The sequence below is a fragment of the Vibrio sp. Vb1755 genome (assembly GCF_033338635.1).
GTDB lineage: Bacteria > Pseudomonadota > Gammaproteobacteria > Enterobacterales > Vibrionaceae > Vibrio > Vibrio alginolyticus.
This window is the reverse complement of record NZ_JAWOTA010000021.1, coordinates 50,147-74,103: the sequence shown is the minus strand read 5'-3', so window position 1 is coordinate 74,103 and position 23,957 is coordinate 50,147. Positions and strand designations below refer to the sequence as shown.

The following is a 23,957-nucleotide window of genomic DNA, read 5'->3' as shown; positions in this document are numbered from 1 at the left end:
TATATTTCACACCTAGTTTATAGACTCTGTGTATAGTGTGTTCAGAGGCAATGTGAACTCATAGGATCAAAATCAAGTTCTAATTTTTAGAAGAAAAACCGATCTGCTTGTGTCAAAATGCGCCATCCCAACCAAAAAGTCTTAATGTAATGAACTACCAAGCTGCTATTTTTGATATGGATGGTTTGCTCCTTGATACTGAGCGCGTCTGTATGCATATTTTCCAAGAAGCATGTGAAGCCCAGAACCTACCCTTCTATAAAGATGTTTATCTTTCAATCATTGGTCGCAATGCAGCGGGCATTGAAGTGATTTTTCGTAAAGCTTATGGGGATGATCTTGACCGCTTACACCAAGAGTGGCGCGACCGTTACGACGCTGTGGTTAAGCACCAAGCGATACCAGTAAAAGAAGGGGTGATTGAGCTGCTTGAGTGGTTGAAAAGCCAAGGGTTGCCAATTGCAGTCGCCACTTCTACAGCAAAAGAAGTGGCACAGAAGAAGTTGGAATTAGCGGGCCTAAGCAAGTATTTCGACAACTTAACGACAGGCTGTGAAGTGTCACACGGCAAACCTGATCCAGAGATCTACCTGCTTGCAGCAAGTCGTCTAAGCGTAGATCCAACCAAATGTCTCGCTTTTGAAGATTCAAATAATGGCGTACGTGCTGCGGTAGCAGCGAACATGATCACTTATCAAATTCCTGATTTGGTTGAGCCTTGTGACGAAATAAAGCAATTAGGCCATACTGTCGCACCTTCACTGCATGATGTGTTGCACACGTTAAAGCAAACTCGCTAGGCCTACTTGTCGTCTGTTCTCTAGAAGCTCAGCAATTTAGCTGAGCTTCTTTCTTGAAACCTCTCCAATACCTTAAAACCAAACGATTCTTCCACCCGTTTAGCGAGATTAATTTCACCTTAACTCTGGCTAATCACGACTTTTGATTTAACTCACGCAATCGCATGAAATAAGGTATTTGAGTGATCAAATAGCGGAACTGACCAGTACAAGCTTGCAACAAAACGTCAATATACCGATTGAAGCACGTTTTTGGAGTGAAAATTGGCTGATAATGAGAACTATTGGATAAGATCAATCCAAGTCAGCCTAAAATACAAAATGGAGAGTGTTATATGTCTTTACGTTTATTAGCAACAACCTTCGCATTAGTCGGAATGAGCTTTGGTGCCCAAGCCAGTGCCGAGTGTGAAGTGTCATTAGATGCTAACGATATGATGCAGTTTTCTACTAAAACATTGAGCGTACCAGCCACTTGTAAAGAGGTAAAACTAACGCTGAATCACACAGGTAAGATGCCAGCGCAATCGATGGGTCACAACGTGGTCATCTCTGACACAGCCAACCTACAAGCAGTCGGTACTGATGGCATGGCAGCTGGAGCAGAAAATAACTACGTAAAACCAAATGATGATCGCGTCTACGCTCACACAAAAGTAATTGGTGGCGGTGAAAGCACCAGCATTACGTTCAGTACTGAGAAAATGAAAGCCGGCGGTGACTATTCATTCTTCTGTTCATTCCCGGGTCACTGGGCAATCATGCAGGGTAAATTTGAGCTAAAATAAAAGATTTAGCCAAGCCAAAAGAAGACTCATTATAGGGAAGCCAAGGCTTCCCTTTTTGATAGATAAAATGGCAATTTAGAAAGGTCTAACACGTCTGGAAACGTGACCAAGAAACATAGCAAGTAAGAAACCCTTGCTCCATTGAGATTAAGTTCTTTTACGAAAACTCATGGGTAAAAATCGGATTTTTGTTTTGCCTTTCCGAAACACTACTAAATGATAAAAGTCATTCAATACCATGTAACTCTTTCCAGTTTCCTGGATGAACCACATAGCCGAACAGAGCATGCCCACCATAAACCAATTCAGTTCCTTCCGGTATCCACAGCATCTGACCTGGGTGCACAAAATGTGTTTCACCATTTGCGGTCAGCTCGAAACAGCCTTCAATCACGAAAATAACTTCATCATAAAGCACTGTCCAAGCCACTTTAGCGCCTTCCCATTTAGCAAAGCCTACGCCAATGTTTGGTGAAATTTCTGGGCTTAACGCCCTGGCAACATACGCCATTCCCGGCGTATCACCACGAACATTGAAATCTAGACTTTTACTATCAACAAGTTTGACTTGCTTCATAATTCACTCCGGCTTTGCCATTTTGCTAATTGGATACGCGTTTTTACTCCCAAACCTAAAAAAGGCTCTGGCGGATTCAAACAAGGCATTCCCGTCACTTGCTGTATGTCATCCAATGATTTAGATGTCGCACCAACGACATAGTCAGCTAACAGTGTTCCAGAAATGGTTCCCCACGCAGCACCAACACCATTGTCACAAGCGCTGGCATAAACACCTTCATCTAATTGACCGAAAAAGTTAGTAAAGTTACGAGAGATGGCATACACCCCACCCCATGTGTGAGTAAATGGTACGTCGGCCAGCTCGGGATAACGCGCCAGAAAGACCTGACGATGATCGTCGCGAATTTGTTCTCTGACTTTATCGTTCATGCTTGAGCCATATTTCGGCACGTGTTTGTAAGTATTGCGGATCAAAATACGTCGATCGGCGGTCATACGTAACGTCGTTCCCGCATGATCAGCTGGAGTTAACCCCCAATTCAGCTCACCTCCGTATCGTTGCATTTCTGCGTCGGTTAATGGACGCGTCCAGCTTGCAAACGTCATCACTGGAAGTAGTCTGTTTTTAAGATAACCAAACTCCCGAGTAAAAATGCTGGTCCCAAGCAGCAGTTCAGGGGTTTCAACAGAGCCACTATCTCCATGTAATACCCAGCAACCGTTTTCTTTACTGAGCTTGCGGATTGGCGAGTTCTCTAACACCTCGACGTTCTCTGGAAGGCTTTCCCCTAGCCCACGCACCAAAGCAGCAGGTTGCATTAAATAACCACCTGGCGTGTAAATTGCGCGGCTGTAGTAGTTTGTTCCCAAGACTCTCGCCAGCTCACTGCCATTAACATGGAAGTATGGTTCGCCAAGGTCTTTCATTAGGTGCTCAAAGTGATCGAGATACGCTTCACCGCGCGCCCCTACGGCTCCTTGATATTTGCCCTTTGCTGACCACTGACAAGAAATACTGTGCTTCGACACTAAAGTATTTAGCTGAGCAATCGCAGAACGGTTGAGTGATAATAACTTTTGCTTGTGCTCAGGGTCGGGATGCTCAAGTGAAAACTTATGAGGCAAATCGATAACAAAGCCCGAATTTCTTCCTGAAGCCCCTTGGCCGATACGTTGCGCATCAATCAGTATAATTCGTGCATTAGGCATAAGTTCAGCTAAACGTCTTGCCATAGCTAGGCCTGCGAAACCGGCACCTAACACGGCATAGTCAGCACTTTGTTTACCTTTTAACGCCGATTTTTCTGGAATACTTGGCAACGCATGGTACCAACCACACGTCACGTCATCATTGGGTAAATGAATCATCTTTTTTCTCCGCTACGCTGCTGACAGTTTCAATGACAATTGATCTAGCCAAGGGCCGCGTAATGACTGTACTTTTCTTCCTAGCAACGCAAAACCGAGCATTGCTCCTTCTGGTGAATAAAACGCAGCGGTCAATTCATCTGCTTGGTTCTCGATGTACCATTGTCCCTGTTCTTCAGCGGCTACCGGGAAAATCGTGAGTGGAAGAATCGGCGTTTTTACAATCACTGGAGTTGGTGTTAACGAGATAGGGGCGACATCGCCTAGCAAGCTTTTCGCTACAGAAGGGATCATTTGATTAATCGGTGCAATATACGGCTGCCAACCTTGCTCCGTTTCAACACAGTCGCCTAGCGAGTAAATACTCTCATCACTCGTCTGGCCGAATTGATTCACTTTAATGCCGCGGCCCACTTCGAGCCCCGCGCGCTCAGCCAGAGAAACATTTGGTTTGAGTCCAACCGCGCTTAGCACTAGGTCTGCTTCAATCTGCTTGCCACTGTTCAGATGTAAAACCGCACTGGATTCGGACCTTGGCTCGATTCTGGCGATACTGTCTTGTAGAGCCCATTGCACGCCTCGTTCGGCAAGTGCGCTTTGTAATGATTCACCCAACTGTTGCGGGATCAAACGCTCCATTGGCCATTGACCCAACCCGATAACTGTCACTTCATAACCGCTTTCGATCAGGTCATTCGCGAACTCACAGCCAATTAAGCCATCACCTAGGATCGCGATGCGCTTTTTGTCTTGCAGCTCCGATCTGAAACGGCGGTAGTCAACTAAGTCGTTCACACTCATAACCCAAGAGCGATCGCCCTCAATTGGGATTTCAATCGGTGATGCACCTGTTGCCAGTACCAAGCGGCTGTAGGCGTATTTACCGATGGAGGTATGTAGCGTTGAATTGGCACGATCGATCTGTTCAACACGCGTATGCGGGTAAACGCGGATATTGAGACGGCTTTCCCACTTCAACGCGCTTTCACTTTGCAGCGCGTCGCCGTCTTTGTTCATGACCAACGCATTAGACAAAGCTGGTTTGCTGTACAGAGCGCCATCATCAGCGGTAAAGACGGTGATAGCAACCGTCTCGGATTGTGCTCTAAGTGCCGCCGCCAACTGGTAACCACTGTGGCCACTACCGATGATAACGATAGGGTCATTTGAGAATACAGGTTGAGTAACTTCAGATGGAAGAGGCTGAGCCGTATTTGGCTGAACAGATGCTTCTACCGACACCGAAGACACCACTGCAACCTCTTCTAGTGGCACATCGTCGGTGATTTCGATCATTTCAAAATCGGCCTTACCCACTAAACAGTCAGGACATAACCAGTCATCCGGTACATCTTCCCATGCTGTTCCTGGTGCAATGCCATCGGATGGCCAACCTTGTGCTTCATCATAGATTAAGCCGCAAATAATACAGAGCCACTTTCTCATCACTTTTACTCCAACTACCTTGTTCAGAATTTCCGTGTTTACAAACCGCTGTCAGATTTGTAGCGATTCCATCAACCTCGCCCTAGCTTGTGGTCTGAAATCCAAGCCGGTACGAGGTGATGAAAATACAGTTACACGGTAGCTATACGTTGCTGTCTTGCTGCAAACGAATGGCAATATTGCGTGTCTGGACGTAGCTATAAATCGCTTCTTGTCCTTTTTCTCGCCCAAACCCGGACAAGCCCACGCCACCAAATGGTGTTTCGATGCCACCAGCAAACCATTCATTGATGAACACTTGTCCACCACGCAGTTGCTGTGCCACACGCAATGTTTGGTTTAGGCTTTCACCAAAGACACCAGCGACCAGGCCAAAATCGGTGCCATTCGCGATTTCAACGGCCTCTTGCTCGGTTTCAAACGGTGTAATTACCAGTACAGGGCCAAACACTTCTTCTTGAGCAATACGCATATCTGGTGAGGCTTCAATCACCGTCGGTGCCACAAAGTAACCCGACAAATCAGGGGCGTAGCCACCCGTTAGGATGTTCGCGCCGTCGGCTTTTGCTTGTTCTATCATTTCAAGCACGCGCGCTTGTTGATCAGCCGATACCAACGGTGTGATGTCCGGCTGGCTTTCGCCTTGGCCAATGGTTAGGCTTTTTGCCATTTCCACAACCGCCGCTTTTACTTCTTCATAACGCTCTTTTTGAATCAGCAAACGAGACATTGCCGAACAAACTTGACCAGCGTTAAAGAAAATACCGACCTGAACGCTTTTCAAAAGTGTTTCGAGGCTCGCATCTTTCAGCGCGATAGCAGCCGATTTACCACCCAGCTCCATCACCGATGGAGTAGCGCGTTGCGCTGAATCTTGCAGGATGCGTTGGCCAGTTGGAACAGAACCCGTAAAGACAATTTGATCGACCTCTTGGTGCTGCACCAAATGACTGCCAACGACTGAGCCTTTGCCACATAGCAAGTTAATCGTGCCTTTTGGGAAGCCCGCTTTTTCAATCGCTTTAATCAACAACGTCATGGCAAGTGGAGAAATCTCTGGCGATTTGATCACCACTGCGTTACCTGCGGCTAATGCAGGTGCCAATGAGCGTGCACAAATAGAGACAGGGAAATTCCACGGCACAATCTGCACTGACACGCCAAACGGCACATATTGAGTGAAGTCGACATAGTCTTTACCCAACGGAATTGACGTGCCTTCCAGCTTGTCGGCCATGCCAGCGTAGTATTCGAAGTAACGTGCCGACTCTAAAAACTCATCTTTGGCATCTTGCAAAGATTTCCCATTTTCACGACAGGCAACTAACCCACCTTCATCAACCATTTCACGAATAGCTGCGGCGGCTTTTAACATCCACTCGGTTCTGACGGCGGGACGAACGTCCGAAAGAAGACCTTGATAGACCACTCGACGTGCCGCTGCCATTGCGCGATCGGCATCGGTGATAGTGGCTTCTGCAATCGTCGCATACGCTTCGGCTGTGCCAGGGTTCATGACGGTCAGCGCTTGCTCTGAATCGCACCACTCACCATCAATATAATTAAGGTAATGCATCATATTACTGCTCCAGTGCCGCTTTCACTTGCTTTGCCAACCAGGTTTGGAAGAAATGCGTCGGAACATCCATTTCTGGTGAGAACACACCACCACCAAAGCCAGGTGAGTAACGACCTTCCTGCATGCCCTCGACCGCTCCAATATCTTCGCCGAATACGACTCGCCATGACTCAACGGTAGCAGTACGGCACGCAGCGAACTCATCTTTCGTTGCTTCATCACCCACATAGAAAACACGTAGGTGCTCAACACTCTTATTCGCAGTGATTGGTTCAATCATCATCGCAAAGGCATGATCGGCTTGAATACCAAGCAACACGTTTGGAAAGAGTGCAACATATTCTGCATGACGCAGTTTATCTTCTGGCCAGTTTGGAAATTTAGGTAAGTGTGTTCCTGCAGTATCAGAGAGGTTATATGCGAGACTACCTTGGCCAGCAAAACGCTCTGCAAACATGATGTTGTAGTGATCCTCTAGGCGAGAATAACTGTTCAAACTCGGGTGCACCCAAGGTAAGTGGTAAGCCTCACAGTAGTTTTCTACGGCAAGCTTCCAGTTACTTTTTACTTCGATCTCTAAGTTGCCACCCATGTTCACGCGGCGAAGAAGACCTAACCCATCTTCACCTAAGAACTGCTGCCAACGTTGCTCTAGCGGCGCGATATGCTCTTCAAAGCTTTCTGCATTGCCCGATAAGTTGACGAATACCATGTCCATCCAAACGGCTGAACGAAGTGGCTTAAGGCCATGTTTTTCACACTTAAATCGATCATCTTTGTGTTTTGCGATACCACCAATGTGTGGTGTGCCTTTTAGATTGCCGTCAAGATCGTACGTCCATGAATGATAAGGACAGCGAATCATGCCTTGAACTTCGCCTGCCTCATGAACCAGCTTCATACCACGATGACTACATACGTTGTGGAAAACTTGGACTTCACCTTGGCGATTTCTCATCATGAGTAGTGGAAGATTCATGAAATCAAGTGGCATCACATAACCATTTTTAAGCAGGTCTGATGCAAAACCAATACATACCCAAGTGTTACCAAACACCTGATCACGCTCAAAAGTAAAATACTCTTCGCTGGTGTAGGCCTGATTCGGCATTCCTGTTGCTTCACTGATTGGGTTCAGTACATTATCAACAAGTTCAACAGGAATAATGGTTTGGTTGACATTGCTCATATTCTTATCTCCGAGAGTCGAGTTGCATCCAGTGCGTACAACATCGTGTTGTGTTAGTGGAGATGATTTTGATTAACAACCCGGCAACAAACAAACGACTTTTTCGCCGGACTTGGATGAGTTTTTGTCATTCATGCATTGATCTCGAACAAAAAAGTAACCTTTTAATTAACAATGATCTTCTTGTCATGATTAATACTCATTAACCGATGAGTATTAATCAGTTGAAACACAAAAGCCCTCTCTCTACTCTCTTTCAAAAATTAACAATAACGCAACAAACAATAATACTAAAACAAACGCACTGTGAGGGATGCCTATGAGAGCAACATCTGGGATATTGAAAGGACTCAATCCGACTGTGACAATCGCATCAAAGATCGTCGTTATCGGTTTTGTACTTTTCTGCGCCATTCTCGCCAATCAAGCGGGCCAATACTTCGAAACGATTTCCGGCATTTTGCTACAGAATATGAAGTGGTTTTACATCGGACTTGTTTCACTCGTTGTCGGTTTTCTTCTTTACCTTATGGTTAGTCGATATGGGCATATTCGTTTGAGTAAAGATGACGAAAAACCAGAGTTTAGTTATTTGTCTTGGGTATCCATGCTTTTTTCCGGAGGCATGGGGATAGGCTTGATTTTCTGGTCGGTCGCCGAACCGATGTGGCATTACGCTGACAACCCATTTACTCAAGGCCTGACCAATGAAGCCGCAACAACATCAATGAAACTGACATTCTTTCACTGGGGTCTACATCCTTGGTCTGTCTTTATCATTGTGGCGCTCGCATTAGCTTACTTTTCCTACCGTAAAGATCTGCCTTTTACCCTACGCTCTATCTTGTACCCTTTGATTGGCGATCGTATTTATGGGCCTATCGGACACACGGTTGATATCCTAACAGTCGCGGTGACTGCTTTCGGTATCTCTCAAACCTTGGGGATGGGAGTTATCCAAATAAACTCTGGTTTGAATCAAGCCTTTGGTCTAGACATTAGTTTGGGGATTCAACTCTTTATTATCGTTTCCCTTTGTACTTGTGCGGTTGCGTCGGTGCTATCTGGTGTAGGGAAAGGTATTCGCCGTTTATCAGAATGGAACATGCTGCTTTCACTCGCACTCGTGCTGGTCGTACTTTATATTGGCCCAACTCGCTATATCTTAAATACGCTACTTGAAAGCACGGGGCTTTATGCACAAAACATTGTCGGTATGAGCTTATGGAGCGATGCACAGAATGACTCTGGCTGGCAAAACTGGTGGACGGCTTATTACTGGCCTTGGTGGATGACTTGGGCGCCTTTCGTTGGCATGTTTGTAGCTCGTATCTCTAAAGGACGCACAATACGTGAGCTTATCGGCGGTGCTCTCATCGTACCCACGCTGATCACATTCTTATGGATTTCAGTATTTGGTGGTGCAGCGTTGAAGGTAGAGCAAGACGCTCGTGTTGCTCATCAAGAGCAAGTCACTGCGGCACAAGAAGCCAAACAAACACCACCTGCGGATTTTTCTGGCGGCCCGATTCTTGAAGCGACTAAAGCCGATACTACACGCGCTTTGTTTACGCTATTCGACAACCTAGATACAGGTATGTTTGGTAAACTCCTTAGCGTGCTTGCGTGTTTATTACTCGGTACTTATTTCATTACCTCCGCTGACTCAGGTACCTTAGTTCTATGTACCCTCGATGCCGCTGGACACAGTGAGCCTCCTACGTCTATACGCGTATTGTGGGGGATCATGATCGCAGCCATTGCGGGAGTACTTCTATACGCAGGAGGGTTAAAAGCAATGCAAACGGCCTCCATTATTGCCGGTTTCCCTATCGCCATTTTTATCGCGGTGATGAGCTTAACGCTGTTCCATAGTATTCGACGCGAACCTAAGCCATGGGCAATGCTGCCTGAGCATGTTCACCCAGAGCAAGAGAAACTTGATGGTCCTGTTGAACCGCTTGTTGAAAGCAAAACTGTGGCTTCCCAGCCTATCGCTTCAACATCCTCACTAAAAGATGATTCCACACTCAATCAGGGACCAGTACTAAGTTAGTGCGTCGTTTCATCCAATCAATTAAAACAAAGCGGGAACTGGTACTCCCGCTTTTTAACATGACCAAACTCTGTTATTTTCTCTGCTTATTGATTTAGGCTAAACCTCGATCACCCACCTCATCTGGCAACTGTTGCAAAAGCCACTCTCTAAAACGCTTGACGCTTGCTGGGATTAAACCTCTATTTTTAGGTTCAAGCATAGAGAAATTGGAAGGTGTTGAAAGCACGTGTTCGACTGGCCTAACTAAAGCACCGCTTTGTAAATAGTCGTCCACTAATGACCCCCAGGCTAACGCGATTCCCTGACCATTAATTGCCGCTTGTAACAGCATTGGATAGTTATTGATGTTCATGCGATTACGAGGCGAAATATTTGGCAACCCCACACTTGCAAACCACTGCTCCCAATTCACCCAATCTCTTTGAGACTCTTCCAGATAGAGTAACGTTTTATTGAAGATTTCTTCTGGCTCACTAGGCTGGCCTATTTTCTCTAAATAAAGCGGGCTACACACAGGGAAGACTTCTTCTGAAAATAGCGTTGTCACATCCATTTCCGCAGGTGGAGTGCGACAATAAAACAAAGCGATATCGCAATCTAATCGGCGTAAGTCCAACACATTATCTGAGGCCAATATCCTTATATCGATGTCATCATGTTCATTTTGAAATTGAGCAACCTTAGGCAACAACCACAAGGCTGCCATTGCATTTGTCGTCGCAACCGTGATCTTTTGTTCGCCCTGCCATTTCTTCACTTCACCCGTGATTTGAGCAATATCGAGCAAAGATTGGCTGACAGCTTGATAATATTGAAGACCTGTAGGCGTTAAATTAATGCTTCGATTGGCTCGCGTGAACATAGCCTTGCCTAAGTATTCTTCTAATTGTCTAATTTGGCGACTGATAGCACCTTGGGTCACGTTTAGCTCGTCAGCGGCTAACGTAAAACTCAAGTGCCGCGCCGACGCTTCAAACGCAACGAGGCTATTTAAAGGTGGGAGGGGTTTGATTTTCATGTATCTTCCAGTAAGGCAGTATTGTAATTATTTTTATTCCCGGCAATCTTATGTTGCACGTGGATAATGCCATTCTGGACAACACCTCAAAAACGACAATTTATAAATGATAAAAAATAGAGATGAATCATAAATTGTTGTGAGAGAGACTGCCGTATACAGTTTCGTGGCTACAACAAGCACAAAAAGAGGAGCAGTTACTCCTCTTTTGCCTAACCTTTTGCTCACTTTGTACGAGTTAGCCCATTTACCCTATTGCCAGTTTAGTGCTCGCGTAACGCGCTTTTTTCTTTCTTGGACTGGCTAAGAAGTACGCCAAAGTAAGGGGCCCTAATCGTCCCATAAACATCATGAAGATGATCACTAACTCACCCGGTTCGGACAAACTGCCCGTTAAGCCACGCGACAAACCAACCGTACCCAGTGCCGAGACTGCTTCGAACATAATGTCTAACATAGACGCTTTCTCTGTCAGTAACAGCGTGAATATGGCAAACCAAGTCACACCCACCGAGATCAGAGTCAGCGCCAATGCCTTGCTTATGGTCTCTTTGGGAATCTCGCGTTGAAAGGCATAGGTTGCTTCATCACGACGCAAATAGCTGTAAGTTGCCAAGACTAACACCATAAATGTCACAACTTTAATACCACTTGCCGTGCTCAATGATCCACCGCCGATAAACATCAACACCAGAATGATCGCCGTTGTGGCATCTTCCAACTGATCGATAGCTAAGGTGTTGAACCCTGCCGTTCTTGGAGTCACCGCTTGAAACCACGATGCCCACCATTTCCCTGCTTCGCTCAACGGGGCAAGCGTGTTGGGGTTGTCATATTCAATCAGGTAAATCGCGATAAGTGCCACCACGTTAATGATCATCGTGCCTAAGATCATCATTCGACTGTAAACGGTGAGTCGGTGCCAACGGCGATTGCGTTTTAAGTCAATCCAAACCGAGAAGCCTAAACCACCAATAATAAACAAACTGGTAATGGTGAAGTTAACGACCGGGTCGTCCACGTAAGGCATTAAGCTATCGGCACTCAACGCAAAACCTGCATTGTTAAACGCACTGATGGTGTAGAAGAAACCATGGAACAAACTGGTTTCCCAGCCCAGCTCTTCACTCCAATAAACGCTCAAAATAGTGAAACCAATAAGTTCAACGAGCAGAGCGAACATCAATACAGATTTAGCAGTGGCAATGAGTGTCGATGAATCAGTCTGGTTGAACGCCTCTCTCGCGACTGCTCGCTCCAAAAAGCCAATTTTTCCGCCCAGAGCCAGCAAGGTCACGATGGCAAACGTCATTAAACCTAGGCCACCACATTGAATCAGGAAAGCAATAACCACTTGCCCAAAAAGCGTAAACGCCGTGCCCGTGTCTACCACAACTAATCCCGTCACCGTAATGGCCGATGTCGCAGTAAACAGGCTTTGAATCCAAGTGATGGGCTCTGTGGTGGCAATCGGCAGTTTGAGTAAGACCGTGCCGAGCATGATCAAGCACGCAAAGCTGAGGCTAAGTATCAGCGGCGGTGCGCCCAACAATTTTTTGCCCGCTTTGGGTTTTCGCTCGATCGGGATAATAGAGGGATGCCACAAAACCATGTTACACCAACCTTGGAGCGACGTATTTCAGCTCAGCGCGACTACCACAAAGCAACAGCGTGTCGAACTCATTAAGCACAAACTCATCATTGATATTGGTGTAGACGGCTTCTTCGCGCTTCACCAAGATAGGCTGAATGTTGTAACTGCCTCGGCTGATCAACTTAGAAAGCGGTGTATCGTGCAGATTGGATTTAACGTGGATTTCCACCACATACAAACCATGACCCATTTCCAAATAGTTGTTCACCATCGGATAGTTGAGTGCCTGCGCGACTCTTACGCCCATCTCCTCTTCCGGATGAATAATGCGTTGTACACCAAGCTTAGACACGATGGTGTGGTGCGCTTTGGTGCTCGCTTTGACCCAAATGGATTTCACACCCAGATTTTTCAGCGCCAGCGTACACAACAAACTGGCTTGCATGTCTTCGCCAATCGCCACCAACACCACATCACTGTTCGCTAACGCTAATTCTCTGAGTGCACCTTCGTCTGTTGCGTCACATATGACCGCTTGCGTTAACTCCTCGACGTATTTTTCGACGATTTTCGGGTCGCTATCCACCCCCGTTACGGTGTGTCCAAGATGAATAAGTTCTAAGCTGGCGGCAACGCCAAATCGCCCTAGACCAATTACTGTAAAGTGAGCCATATCAATACCTAACTGTGTTTTATGTATAGAAAATGCTAATGCGTTAAGGGCTAGACTGATTTTCCGTCACGGAAAATAGGCAACACGAATCCTGTTCGAGTGCCGATAACCAGCACTAAACCTTGGCATTAACGTTGATTAAATTTGGAATTTAGTGGTGCTTGGACGCCTCTAGCACTAAACGATAACCCAGCCCCGGCTCGGTTTTTAAGAGCCGCTGTTCGTCAGCACTATCGTTCAGTTTTTTGCGTAGTTGACTCACTAACACGCGTAAGTAGTGAGTATCTTCGACATGACTTTTTCCCCAAATCACCGCTAGCAAATGAGTTTGCTCAATGAGTTTTCCCGGTTTGAGAATCAACTGTTCAATGAATGAAAACTCTTTCTTGGTGAGTGGAATTTCCCTCTGATCTAACCAAAATTGGTGAGTACTTTTGATGATTTTGACTCGGCCAGCCACCAGCTCATCAGCGATGGATTGCTCATCCACCAAATCTCGAACCAACACTTTGATGCGCGCGATGAGCTCTTTTACGCCAAAAGGCTTGCTCAAGTAATCATTTGCGCCCGCTTCTAAAAGGCGGATTTTTTCCTCTTCTTGATCGCGAGCCGTCAGCACTAGCACTGGCGTTTTATACGTCTGACGAAGCGTAGTGAGAAACTCCTTCCCATCGCCGTCGGGCAAGCCTAAATCTAGCAGAATGACGTGCGGCGAATGTGCTTCGAAACACGCTTTGGCTTCTGCAATGGTACTCGCGCCAATGTAATCAAACCCTTCAGCAGACAGCGAAATTCGAATAAAGGTATGAATGCGAGGCTCATCGTCCACGACTAAAACTTTGTAACTCACGCCTGCTCTGCTCCTTGATTGAGTGGAAGTAGAATGCGGATCAGCGTCCCTTCTGATACTGGCATAGATTGAATCTCTCCTTGGTGTGCGATGATGATGCCTTTGGCAACCGCGAGTCCCATTCCGGTGCCTGAATCGGCCGATTTGTTGTTCACACCGGAATAGAAAAGGTTGAATATTTTTTCCGCATCTTCAGCTTTGATGCCAATCCCCATGTCCCGAACATCAATCACGCACGACGAACCCTGCTTAGAAAGTGAAACCTCGACAGATTCATTCTCTGGTGAAAATCGCATGGCATTATCCAGCACATTAAAAATCGCTTGTTCGATGAGCGAACGACTTACTGACAAATAGCCAACGGCATCATCCATATTCATGGATACTTTCTCGGTGTAATTCGGCAAACGAGAAACCGCATCCCGCACAATATTCGCAATAGGCTCATCTTTTTTGGTAATTTTTAATGTGCCGTGTTGGAGCTTAGTCGCCTGTAAGAGGTTCTCTATATATTGATGCAAGCGGTGGCTTTCTGAAGTCGCACTGTCGAGCAATTCTTTGCGCTCTAAGTCATTGAGCTTGGGCATGTACTCGTTGAGTGTGGTCAGTGTTCCAATAATGGTTGCCAACGGCGTGCGTAGGTCATGGGACACCGATAGCAGGATGCTGTTTTGCAGCTTGGTTTGTTTTAATTCTCCCTGCTGGCGACGATAAAGATCCGCAAAGGTGCTGGTGATAAATGCCACCACCATAAACACGACTAAATTAAAAATGTCTTCCGGACGAAACATCTGCAAAGAGTAACGAGGCGTCGTGAAAAAGAAGTTGAAGCTCAACGCTTCGATCACCGCCGCCGCATAAGCGAATCGCGAGTTGCATTGAAACGCCACTACCACGACTGCTAACTGTAAAATCAGCAGGACTGCGGCTGTAGAGCCAAACAGTTGGTCTAACAGCCATGAGACCACAACCGCGCCAACAATCACGGTAGTAGAAAAGAGAAAGGTGTTATCTCGCCATTGAACAAACATAAAATACATCAACCAAAATTCGATGTAGAAAACTTTAGCAAAAGCCCATTCGGAGTTCGCGTAAAAAAAGCGTAAAAAATTCAATAACGACAGTGAGTTATAAACATAATCATCATTAAGTTGGCCTAACTCAATGAATAATCACAAGTTAACGTTGCCCATTAACGCCTACTTACTCGGTATAAACGACAGACACAAAAAAGAGGAGCATTTGCTCCTCTTTCGTGTAGCGTCATATTAGATGACTTGCAGTTGAGCATCACCTTGCTCAGACAAAAAACCGCCGGTTTGATGCTTCCACAACTGAGCGTAAACACCACCCAATTGCAGCAGCTCGTAATGCGAGCCTTGCTCAATGATTTTGCCGTCATCCATTACAATCAAACGATCCATCGCGGCAATCGTTGATAAACGGTGAGCAATCGCAATCACTGTTTTTCCTTCCATCAGAACTTCAAGGTTTTCTTGAATTGCCGATTCTACTTCTGAATCAAGTGCAGACGTTGCTTCATCCATGATCAAAATTGGCGCGTTTTTCAGCAGAACGCGAGCAATCGCCACACGTTGACGCTGACCACCAGACAGCTTCACACCGCGTTCACCCACTTCAACGTCATAACCAACGTTACCTTGCTCGTCTCGTAGAGATTGAATGAAATCATGAGCATGTGCTTTCTCAGCAGCTGCGATAACGGCATCCATTGAAGCATCTGGATCACCGTAAAGAATGTTCTCTTTAATTGAGCGATGTAGCAAAGAGGTGTCTTGCGTGATCATACCGATGTGTTGGCGAAGCGACTCTTGTTCAACTTGAGAAATGTCCTGTCCATCAATACAAATCTTACCGCTATTTACGTCGTAAAAGCGCAGCAACAAGTTGACCAACGTGGATTTACCTGCCCCAGAGCGACCGACAATGCCGACTTTTTCGCCCGGTTTGATAGTCAGATTCAAGTTCTCAAATACTGCCTTCTCATCACTGTAGTTAAAACCTACGTGATCAAAGCAGATCTCACCTTGAGAGATTTGCAAAGGCTTAGCATTTGGTACGTCTTTCACTTCAACATCGTTTGAAATCGTATTAATACCGTCTACTACTGTACCGATGTTTTCAAACAGTGCGCTAACTTCCCACATGATCCACTTCGACATACCTTGTACGCGCAACGCAATACTGATGGCAATCGCAATAGCACCAATTGTTACAGCGTGATCTAGCCATAGATAAACCGAAATGGCACTAATAGACATCAGCAGCAAATAGTTGATGGCATCCACACTAAACAGTAAACAAGTCACCATGCGCATTTGGCGGTAAACCGTCACCAAAAATTGCTTCATGCTGCTTTCTGCGTATTCCAACTCTCGTTGCGAGTGCGCGAATAGCTTTACGGTAGATATGTTGGTGTAAGAATCGACAATGCGCCCAGTCATTACAGAACGAGCATCCGCTTGCTCCGTCGCTACTTGTTTCATTTTAGGGATAAAGTAGAACTGGATAACCGCGTACATTCCTATCCAAATCACAATAGGCAACATTAGCAAACCATCAGCTTCGCCCATCATCCAGAGCATCGAAAGAAAATAAACGCTGATATAAACCAGTACATCCACCAGCTTCATGACCGTTTCTCGTACCGCTAACGCACTTTGCATCACTTTGGTCGCAACTCGGCCTGCAAAGTCACGCTGGAAAAATCCAACCGCTTGTTTTAGCAAGTAACGGTGAATCAACCAACGGATAGACATCGGGTAGTTACCCAATAACGTTTGGTGCATCACCATTGAGTGGACAAAACCGAGAGCTGGCATCACAACCGCCACTAAGAACAGCATCATTAGCATGCGATCACCCTGGTCTTGCCAGAATGTTGCGCGATCTTGATTAGAGAGAATATCGACGAGCTCGCCCATATAACGCAACAGCGTCACCTCAGTAATGGCAATAAGCGCACTGAACACAGCCATAACGAGTAAAGGGGCTTCAAAGCCACGAGTGTAAAAACGACAAAAGCCAAATAGCGTCTTCGGTGGCTTTTCGGTTTCCATCTGGGGAAAGGGTTGGGTCAGCTTTTCAAACCAATTGAACATAACAATGACTTTAGGTACCGCGAATGAATTTGCGAACGTTTTACTATCTTTTGATACAAAAGTCAGTAAAATACCGAAACAAAAGCTCAAATGATAATAATTACAATTAAGCTTAGCGTTAATCATAATTATCGGGAATAGATTTATGCAAAAGAATAACTCACTGACCATCGCTATCCGCAACGCGTTGGTTTGTGCTTTAGCACCTACAGCAGTGGTTGCATTCACAGCACAAGCTCAAGAAGACGTCGTACAAGATGACGTGATTGCCATGGAGACCATAACGGTCACCGCGCAAGCACTTAAAGTAGAAACCCCTGCAGCAGAAACGCCGCGCAGCGTATCTATCATTTCTGAAGATGAACTTCGTGTTCGTGCACCGAAAAAGCTAGATGAAGCATTACGCTACACGTCTGGTGTAACCGCTCAGCCTTATGGCGCAGACAACGACACTGATTGGTTCAAAGTTCGTGGATTTGATGCAGCGACTTACCTAAACGGCAACCGCCTATTCCGCGATGGTTACTACACATGGTTGGTCGAACCTTACGGCCTAGAAAGTGTAGAAGTCGTTAAAGGTCCATCGGCTATTCTGTTTGGTGAATCGGCACCAGGCGGTATCGTGAATGCTGTTCAGAAAAAACCAACGTTTACGCCTCAAGGCGAAGTAAAAGTCGAAGTTGGCAACAACCAACACCAATCCGTAGGTTTTGACATTGCTGACGAAGCAAACGACGCAGGCACTGTGCGCTATCGTTTGGTTGGCTTGATGACAAGCCAAGATGGTGAACTGGACGGCACAAATAACGAGCGTTTCTACCTAGCGCCAAGTGTCGAGTTCGACATTTCTGACCGTACAATGCTGACCGTTTTGGCAACTTACCTTCATGATGACGGTGTACCAACTAACCCATTCTTCCCGGCAGCAGGTACTCTGATTGGTTCTAACTTTGGCAAAATCGATCCTTCGACTAACCTTGGTCAGCCAAACTACGATAAATACGAACGCACGCAGTTTTCTCTAGGTTACTTACTAGAGCACGACATCAATGACACGTGGTCACTCTCGCAAAACCTCAACTACGGTTCGAATGAGTTGTACTTGCGCAGCTCTTACGCGTTCTCAAACAACGATCCAGCGAAAGAAGAGTTAACGCAAGGCATCGTATTCCGTGACGGAAAAAACCAGAGCATCACGTTCGATAACAATGCTGTCGGCAACTGGATGACAGACAACGCAGAGCACACAGTGCTTATCGGTATGGATCTGCAATTCCACAAAACCGATGGCGACGAGCAAGACAACTATGCATTTGGCACTATCAACCCGTGGAACCCAGTTTACGGCAACTTCACCCCTCTTGATCCTGCCAACAACGTGAAACGTGAGATTGAGAAATCTCAAGCAAGTCTCTATTCACAATACCAATTGAAACTGCATGAACAGTGGATTGGTAACATAGGTGCTCGTTACGACTGGGTGAAAACAGAAAACTCTGGCAAGGGCGCTACCGTTGATCAAAGTGAATCTCGTGATGATGGTCAGCTCTCTCTAAGTGCGGGTGTGATGTACCTTGCAAACAATGGCCTGTCACCTTACGCAAACTACTCTCAGTCGTTTGAAGTGATCAGCACTATTGATGCGGCAACCAATGAACTTTACAAACCGCTGGAAGGCGAGCAAGTAGAAGTGGGTGTAAAGTATGAGCCAAGCTTTATGGATGGCTTTATCAACCTTGCATGGTTCGACATCACGCAAAAGAACGCGTTGGTCACTAACCCATCAACATGGATTGCGACACAAACAGGTGAAGTGACATCTCAAGGTATTGAGCTAGAAAGCACGGCGCAGCTAACCGACGATCTAAAACTGATGGCAAGCTACACCTACACTAAAGCGAAAACAGATGAGAGCTTTGGCCAAGGTAAAAAACAAGCCGCACTTATTCCTGAGCATCAAGCGTCTGCATGGGTAGACTACAGCGCCTACAGCCTGATTCCAGGCCTCAATATCGGTACTGGTGTGCGCTACGTAGGTGAGTCAAAAGATAACCCTAAGAGCTCGAACCTAACGGTTCCTTCTGTCACTCTTTGGGATGCGTCAGTCACTTACGACATCACTTCACAGTGGCAAGCACAGCTAAACGTGAACAACATCCTAGATAAAGAGTTTGTTTCAGGTTGCGATTACTGGTGTTACTACGGCCAGTCTCGCTCTGTTATGCTAAACGCAAACTACCGCTGGTAATTGTACTTCTACTCCCCTCTATTGAGGGGAGTTTTCTCCTAAGAGCCATCCATGTTTCAACTGTCTAATATTGAGATCGTGCGAGGTGGACGTCAGATCCTCGGCATCGAACAACTTAACATCCCAACAAATGAGCTAACGGTCGTTTTAGGCCATAACGGTTCAGGTAAGACGACACTGGTGAACCTGCTTTCTGGTCAAATGCCACCAGATAAAGGCACGGTAACACTAAACGATACTTCCCTTTCATCACTCAAAACCAAAGAGTTGGCAAAACAGATCGCCTATTTGCCACAAAAGCTGCCCTCTTCGGCTGGTTTAACGGTAGAAGAGCTAGTGCGCTTAGGTCGCTTTCCGTGGCGTGGGGCACTTGGTCGTTGGAAAGCTGAAGACAAACAGATCATCACGCAGGCTATGGAACGAACAGGGGTTACACCTTTTGCTCAAGCTTTGGCGGATGACTTATCGGGCGGCGAGCGCCAACGTGCTTGGGTGTCTATGCTACTGGCTCAACAATCGCCAATTTTAATTCTCGATGAGCCAACCTCGGCGCTCGATGTTCACCATCAGTTTCAACTAATGGCGCTGCTGGCAGAACTGAATCGAACCGAGAACGTAGGCATTATCGTGATCCTGCACGATCTGAACTTAGCCCTGCGCTACGCCACCCACATTGTTGCGCTCAAAAAAGGTAAAATTGCCTTTGAAGGCAACGCCGACATGTTGTTAGACGAGGCACGCCTTTCTAAACTATATGAGTCACCAATTAAGCTGATTGAGCACCCAAGCCCGGCTAACACATTAGCGAGCCAAAAGGTGGCTGTTGTATGCGCATAATGGCTCGTTTACTTACTGTGGTTACACAATCTGCTTTTCTCCTCGTATTTTTTATGACCAATGCACATGCAGTCATCACCGTTACCGATGAATATGGTGAGCATAGTTTTGAGCAAGCGCCTCAACGCGTTGTAGCCTTAAACTGGGACATCTTAGAACAAGTCTTGGCGCTAAACGTAGAACCAATCGCAGCCCCAAATTTACCAGGCTACCGCCAATGGGTCGTCAATCCAACTGCACCAGAGTCAATTGAAGATATTGGAACCCGAGCAGAGCCCAACTTAGAAAAAATAGCCAGTTTGAAACCAGATGTCATCCTTGCTGCGTCTCCACAGCAAGACTTGATTCCGTTACTCAAACAAATTGCTCCGGTAATCTATTTACCTAATTTTTCTGAAAATGAGGCCGCAGCTGAAACGGCCATTCGTCACTTTCGTACGCTCGGCAAGCTATTCAATAAAGAGGCACTTGCTGAACAGAAATTGGCAGAATTAGATGCTTCATTTGCGCAGATGCGCCAGCGAATTCGCCACTATTACTCTGCTCCACTCAGCGTTCTTGTGATGCGATTTTCAACCCCGAATACTGTATTACTTGCAACCGAAAACTCTACCACTGACTACGTGGTTAGAAAACTGGGATTACAGGCTCCAATTAAAGAGGACCCACGTGCGTGGGGAGTAAAGCAAGATCGAATCAATCGGCTTCAGGGCCTTCAAAACAGCTACGTTCTCTACGTACAACCTTTCCCAGAAGAACGAAAACTGAAAGAGTCGCCACTTTGGCAAGCGATGCCGTTTGTGAAAAAGCAGCGGGTAAATTCAGTCAGAGCAGTGTGGGCGTATGGCGGTGCCATGTCTTTGCAATACACCGCTGAAGCGATTACCGACAGTCTAATAGAGTTGGCACCAGAACAATGAGAACGAAACATTATATTGGTTATCTGGCGCTGATTACGTTACTTAGCGTCTTTAGCCTACAAATTGATACTAATTTATCACTTTTCGAACAATGGCAATTATTAACAAAACCAGAGGTAGCAACCGAGTTTCGTGATGTATTCTTTACGCAAGCGCAACTTCCTAGGTTAAGTATGACCCTGCTTGTTGGTGCCATGCTTGGTCTCACCGGCAGCTTAATGCAGCAATTAACGCAGAATAACCTCACCTCGCCGTTGACTCTTGGCACCTCTTCTGGTGCTTGGCTTGCATTAGTCGTGGTAAACATTTGGTTCGTCGATTGGGTCGCCGATTACTCTGCATTAGCCGCAATGTTTGGGGCTTTAGTGGCGTTTGGCCTGATCGTATCAATTGCCGGTGTGCGTAATATGACAGGTTTGCCGTTGGTCGTTTCGGGGATGGTGATCAATATCTTGCTCGGTTCTATCGCCAAAGCCATTATTATTTTAAACGCCCAGTTCGCACAGAATATTTTTATGTGGGGAGCAGGAGACCTCTCTCAATACAGCTGGGATTGGTTTGAGTGGTTATTGCCTCGCTGCGCTATCGCAATCGTAATTTTGATCGTCGCACCACGTATTCTGACCTTAATGAAACTAGGACAAGAAGGCGCTGCAGCCCGAGGCTTAGCGGTATTACCCGCGTTTGGTGCGTTAATGGTGATGGGTATTTGGCTGGTATCTGCCTCCATCACCGCAGTTGGTATTATCAGCTTCATCGGATTACTGACACCCAATATTGCCAGAGCGATGGGGGCAAGAACACCGCGCGACGAATTGATCAGCAGCATGCTTTTGGGCGCAATGCTACTAATCATCACAGACTCTGCCGCTATTTCGCTGAGCTTATGGTTAGAGGAAACCATTCCTAGCGGTGTAGCGGCTGCAGCTATTGGCGCTCCCGCTTTAATTTGGTTTACTCGTAAAAAGCTGACGGCAACCGATCAACTTAACCTTTCAATGAGCCAAGGAAAAACGGCGCTTTCTAAACGCGCGGTATGCAGCATTGCGCTATTCAGTCTGGTTGGGATTCTAGCTTACTCATTCGTTACCCATGGTATAAACGGAATTCAATGGTCTGTGCCAGGTGAGTTCCAATGGCAATTGCGTTGGCCGCGAATGTTAACCGCACTTTCTGTCGGTATTGCGCTATCCGTTGCCGGAATCATTTTGCAACGCATTGTTTATAACCCTCTGGCAAGTCCCGATATTCTCGGTGTGTCTTCCGGAGCCACGTTTGCCATTATAACGACAGGAGTCATCGCTGGGTCGCTTCTCTCCGCATTTAGCTGGGGTATCGCTTTTTTCGGAAGTATGTCCGTATTGATGTTATTGCTGATTATCGGTAAACGAAGCCATTTTAATCCATCTAACTTCGTGTTGTCCGGCATCGCACTAACGGCACTATTAGAAGCCCTCGTTCAATTTTCGCTAGCTCAAGGCTCAGGTGACAGTTACAAAATTTTATTGTGGCTAACTGGTTCTATTTATCGAGTCACAGCCGACACCGCACTGATGCTATGTTTGGCCATAATAGTTCTGCTTGCCGCTGTATTCTCGATTTCTCGTTGGCTAACACTAATTTCCATCGGGCGACAATTCTCAAATGCACGAGGGCTTAACCCTACCGTAGCCAATACGCTTATGCTCACCATCGTTGCTTTGTTATGCGCCTTTTCTACCGCTACAGTTGGTCCAATATCTTTTGTTGGCTTGGTCGCTCCCCATATGGCGATGATGTTAGGAGCAAGAAAAGTGAAAGAGCAACTGTGTGTCGGTGCCTTAATTGGCGCAACCCTAATGTTGTGGGCAGATTGGCTAGGACAAATCGCTATTTATCCAAGTCAGGTCGCAGCTGGCACGTTGGTCGCTATTATAGGCAGCACTTACTTCCTATTTTTAATGCTGAAGAGTAAATTCAGCTAAGTTGGGAATATTGTTACAGCCTAAAAATACGCTAAGAAAAACAAACCCCGCTATTTTGATAGCGGGGTTTGAAATTAAAGGCGAAGTACGATGCTCTATTCTTCTCGCACTACAGGAAAACGTTGCTCATAAAGTTCCATAAAGTCCTTACGAATTAAGTGCTCTAAGTGGTTCGCTTTATCGGTTGGGCAGAAAATCATCACGTGCAGAATTTGTTCACCATTAATGTTACTAGAAATATGCATATGTGGCTCAGAACCAGGAAGGTCAACACCGGCATGTTTTTCAATCATCGCATTGTAACGATGTGCAACATCAGCAAAGTAACTGCAATGTTCTTCAATTTTATCAGTTAAAATCGGTAGCAGTGGATACAAATTGACGAAGTCTTTCACCACTACAGAAAAGTTGTGGTAAACGTACCGCTTCATGAAGTTGAGGTTCTTTACTGGATAGGTAAAGAACATACTATTAGGCAATGTCGCTGTTTTGCCGGTGTAATGATATTGCCCATGATGCAGGTCGATCTCTTGAATCACCGTCGCCATCATATTGTGCTCAATCACTTCACCGCATAACTTCCCGACCTCAATCCAGTCCCCAACGCGAAAAGAACGTGAACTTGCTCTTTGAATCGAACCCGTAAAACACAAAATGATTTCTTTGGATGCCACTACAATGGCAACGGCAATCGCCGTTACACTCAGAGCAAACTCGTTAATTTCTGATTGCCATAAAATAAATAAAATCAGTAATGTAACAGCAAAGGTGCCATTTTTAGTTCTGGACATCCAACTACGCTGATCTTCTGAGAGAAAAGCGTGATCACCACGAATCATCGATAAAATTGCACGACGAATTAACCACATAATCGCAAAGATCAGTGCGGTAAAAATCAATTTATGAGTGAGAAGAAAATCGACAACTAACTGCACTTTCTCCATTCCACGGCTCCCTCGAATAAAAATACGGCCCAGTAA

Annotated in this window: 19 protein-coding genes and 1 pseudogene; 7 read left to right on the top strand and 13 right to left on the bottom strand. The window is 46.0% G+C overall.

The genetic code is table 11. From position 1 onward, the window contains the following. Positions 1–149 precede the first annotated feature (149 nt). Together R7E00_RS17075 and azu are read left to right on the top strand one after the other, a co-directional pair. The gene (locus R7E00_RS17075) at positions 150–800 is read left to right on the top strand and encodes an HAD family hydrolase (protein WP_213873844.1); all 651 of its coding nucleotides are present in this window, start codon (positions 150–152) and stop codon (positions 798–800) included. Between the two features lie 335 nt (positions 801–1,135). Next, complete coding sequence (gene azu / locus R7E00_RS17070; RefSeq protein ID WP_005375211.1) at positions 1,136–1,588, top strand: azurin; 453 nt, start codon at positions 1,136–1,138, stop codon at positions 1,586–1,588. A 226-nt stretch (positions 1,589–1,814) separates the two neighbouring features. Here azu and R7E00_RS17065 read toward each other — a convergent pair whose 3' ends face one another. The 6 genes and pseudogenes from R7E00_RS17065 to R7E00_RS17040 form a co-directional block, all read right to left on the bottom strand. Then, entirely contained in the window at positions 1,815–2,165 is a 351-nt protein-coding gene (locus R7E00_RS17065; RefSeq protein ID WP_005375208.1) for an ethanolamine utilization protein EutQ, read from the bottom strand. Then, positions 2,162–3,478: an NAD(P)/FAD-dependent oxidoreductase gene (locus tag R7E00_RS17060; RefSeq protein ID WP_258481734.1), complete on the bottom strand. Its 1,317-nt coding sequence runs from the start codon at positions 3,476–3,478 to the stop codon at positions 2,162–2,164. The genes R7E00_RS17065 and R7E00_RS17060 overlap by 4 nt, the downstream gene beginning before the upstream one ends. A gap of 12 nt (positions 3,479–3,490) precedes the next feature. After that, the gene (locus R7E00_RS17055) at positions 3,491–4,774 is read right to left on the bottom strand and encodes an NAD(P)/FAD-dependent oxidoreductase (protein WP_258481747.1); all 1,284 of its coding nucleotides are present in this window, start codon (positions 4,772–4,774) and stop codon (positions 3,491–3,493) included. Further along, positions 4,763–4,924, bottom strand: a pseudogene (locus R7E00_RS17050) (rubredoxin); the annotation flags it as partial. The gene R7E00_RS17055 and the pseudogene R7E00_RS17050, both read right to left, overlap by 12 nt. Positions 4,925–5,066: 142 nt before the next feature. After that, entirely contained in the window at positions 5,067–6,503 is a 1,437-nt protein-coding gene (locus R7E00_RS17045) for an aldehyde dehydrogenase family protein (protein WP_053303840.1), read from the bottom strand. Between the two features lies 1 nt (position 6,504). Further along, positions 6,505–7,692, bottom strand: coding sequence for an aromatic ring-hydroxylating oxygenase subunit alpha (locus R7E00_RS17040; protein WP_213907574.1), 1,188 nt, complete (start codon positions 7,690–7,692; stop codon positions 6,505–6,507). 319 nt (positions 7,693–8,011) lie between these two features. Here R7E00_RS17040 and R7E00_RS17035 point away from each other — a divergent pair, with 319 nt between their 5' ends. Next, entirely contained in the window at positions 8,012–9,748 is a 1,737-nt protein-coding gene (locus R7E00_RS17035) for a BCCT family transporter (protein ID WP_258481735.1), read from the top strand. Between the two features lie 94 nt (positions 9,749–9,842). Here the strand turns inward: R7E00_RS17035 and gcvA are convergent, their stop codons facing one another. The 6 genes from gcvA to R7E00_RS17005 all read right to left on the bottom strand — a co-directional run bounded on the left by gcvA (position 9,843) and on the right by R7E00_RS17005 (position 17,008). Continuing rightward, positions 9,843–10,769 carry a transcriptional regulator GcvA gene (gcvA, locus tag R7E00_RS17030; protein WP_047103923.1) on the bottom strand — a complete coding sequence of 309 codons (927 nt, stop codon included), beginning with the start codon at positions 10,767–10,769 and terminating at the stop codon, positions 9,843–9,845. Positions 10,770–11,016: 247 nt separating this feature from the next. Next, a complete protein-coding gene (locus R7E00_RS17025) occupies positions 11,017–12,381 on the bottom strand; it encodes a TrkH family potassium uptake protein (protein ID WP_262605979.1) in 1,365 nt (454 codons plus the stop codon). 1 nt (position 12,382) lies between these two features. Further along, positions 12,383–13,036 (bottom strand): potassium channel family protein, encoded by a 654-nt coding sequence (locus tag R7E00_RS17020; RefSeq protein WP_005375180.1) that lies wholly within the window; start codon positions 13,034–13,036, stop codon positions 12,383–12,385. A gap of 151 nt (positions 13,037–13,187) precedes the next feature. Next, positions 13,188–13,886: a response regulator transcription factor gene (locus R7E00_RS17015; protein ID WP_017635309.1), complete on the bottom strand. Its 699-nt coding sequence runs from the start codon at positions 13,884–13,886 to the stop codon at positions 13,188–13,190. After that, positions 13,883–14,917 (bottom strand): DUF4118 domain-containing protein, encoded by a 1,035-nt coding sequence (locus R7E00_RS17010; RefSeq protein WP_042521742.1) that lies wholly within the window; start codon positions 14,915–14,917, stop codon positions 13,883–13,885. Before R7E00_RS17010 ends, R7E00_RS17015 begins: the two co-directional genes overlap by 4 nt. 237 nt (positions 14,918–15,154) lie before the next feature. Then, entirely contained in the window at positions 15,155–17,008 is a 1,854-nt protein-coding gene (locus tag R7E00_RS17005; RefSeq protein WP_042521744.1) for an ABC transporter ATP-binding protein, read from the bottom strand. Positions 17,009–17,153: 145 nt separating this feature from the next. Here R7E00_RS17005 and R7E00_RS17000 point away from each other — a divergent pair, with 145 nt between their 5' ends. The 4 genes from R7E00_RS17000 to fhuB are packed head-to-tail and all read left to right on the top strand — an operon-like array spanning position 17,154 to position 22,977. After that, on the top strand, positions 17,154–19,256 hold the full coding sequence (locus tag R7E00_RS17000; protein WP_025768541.1) for a TonB-dependent siderophore receptor: 2,103 nt from the start codon (positions 17,154–17,156) through the stop codon (positions 19,254–19,256). A 51-nt stretch (positions 19,257–19,307) separates the two neighbouring features. Then, positions 19,308–20,093 (top strand): ABC transporter ATP-binding protein, encoded by a 786-nt coding sequence (locus R7E00_RS16995; RefSeq protein WP_042521606.1) that lies wholly within the window; start codon positions 19,308–19,310, stop codon positions 20,091–20,093. After that, the gene (locus R7E00_RS16990) at positions 20,084–21,013 is read left to right on the top strand and encodes an iron-siderophore ABC transporter substrate-binding protein (RefSeq protein WP_065275453.1); all 930 of its coding nucleotides are present in this window, start codon (positions 20,084–20,086) and stop codon (positions 21,011–21,013) included. The genes R7E00_RS16995 and R7E00_RS16990 overlap by 10 nt, the downstream gene beginning before the upstream one ends. Further along, positions 21,010–22,977, top strand: coding sequence for a Fe(3+)-hydroxamate ABC transporter permease FhuB (gene fhuB / locus R7E00_RS16985; protein WP_318124452.1), 1,968 nt, complete (start codon positions 21,010–21,012; stop codon positions 22,975–22,977). The genes R7E00_RS16990 and fhuB overlap by 4 nt, the downstream gene beginning before the upstream one ends. A 95-nt stretch (positions 22,978–23,072) precedes the next feature. Here the strand turns inward: fhuB and R7E00_RS16980 are convergent, their stop codons facing one another. Continuing rightward, positions 23,073–23,921 (bottom strand): mechanosensitive ion channel family protein, encoded by an 849-nt coding sequence (locus tag R7E00_RS16980; RefSeq protein ID WP_005375171.1) that lies wholly within the window; start codon positions 23,919–23,921, stop codon positions 23,073–23,075. Positions 23,922–23,957: the final 36 nt, after the last annotated feature.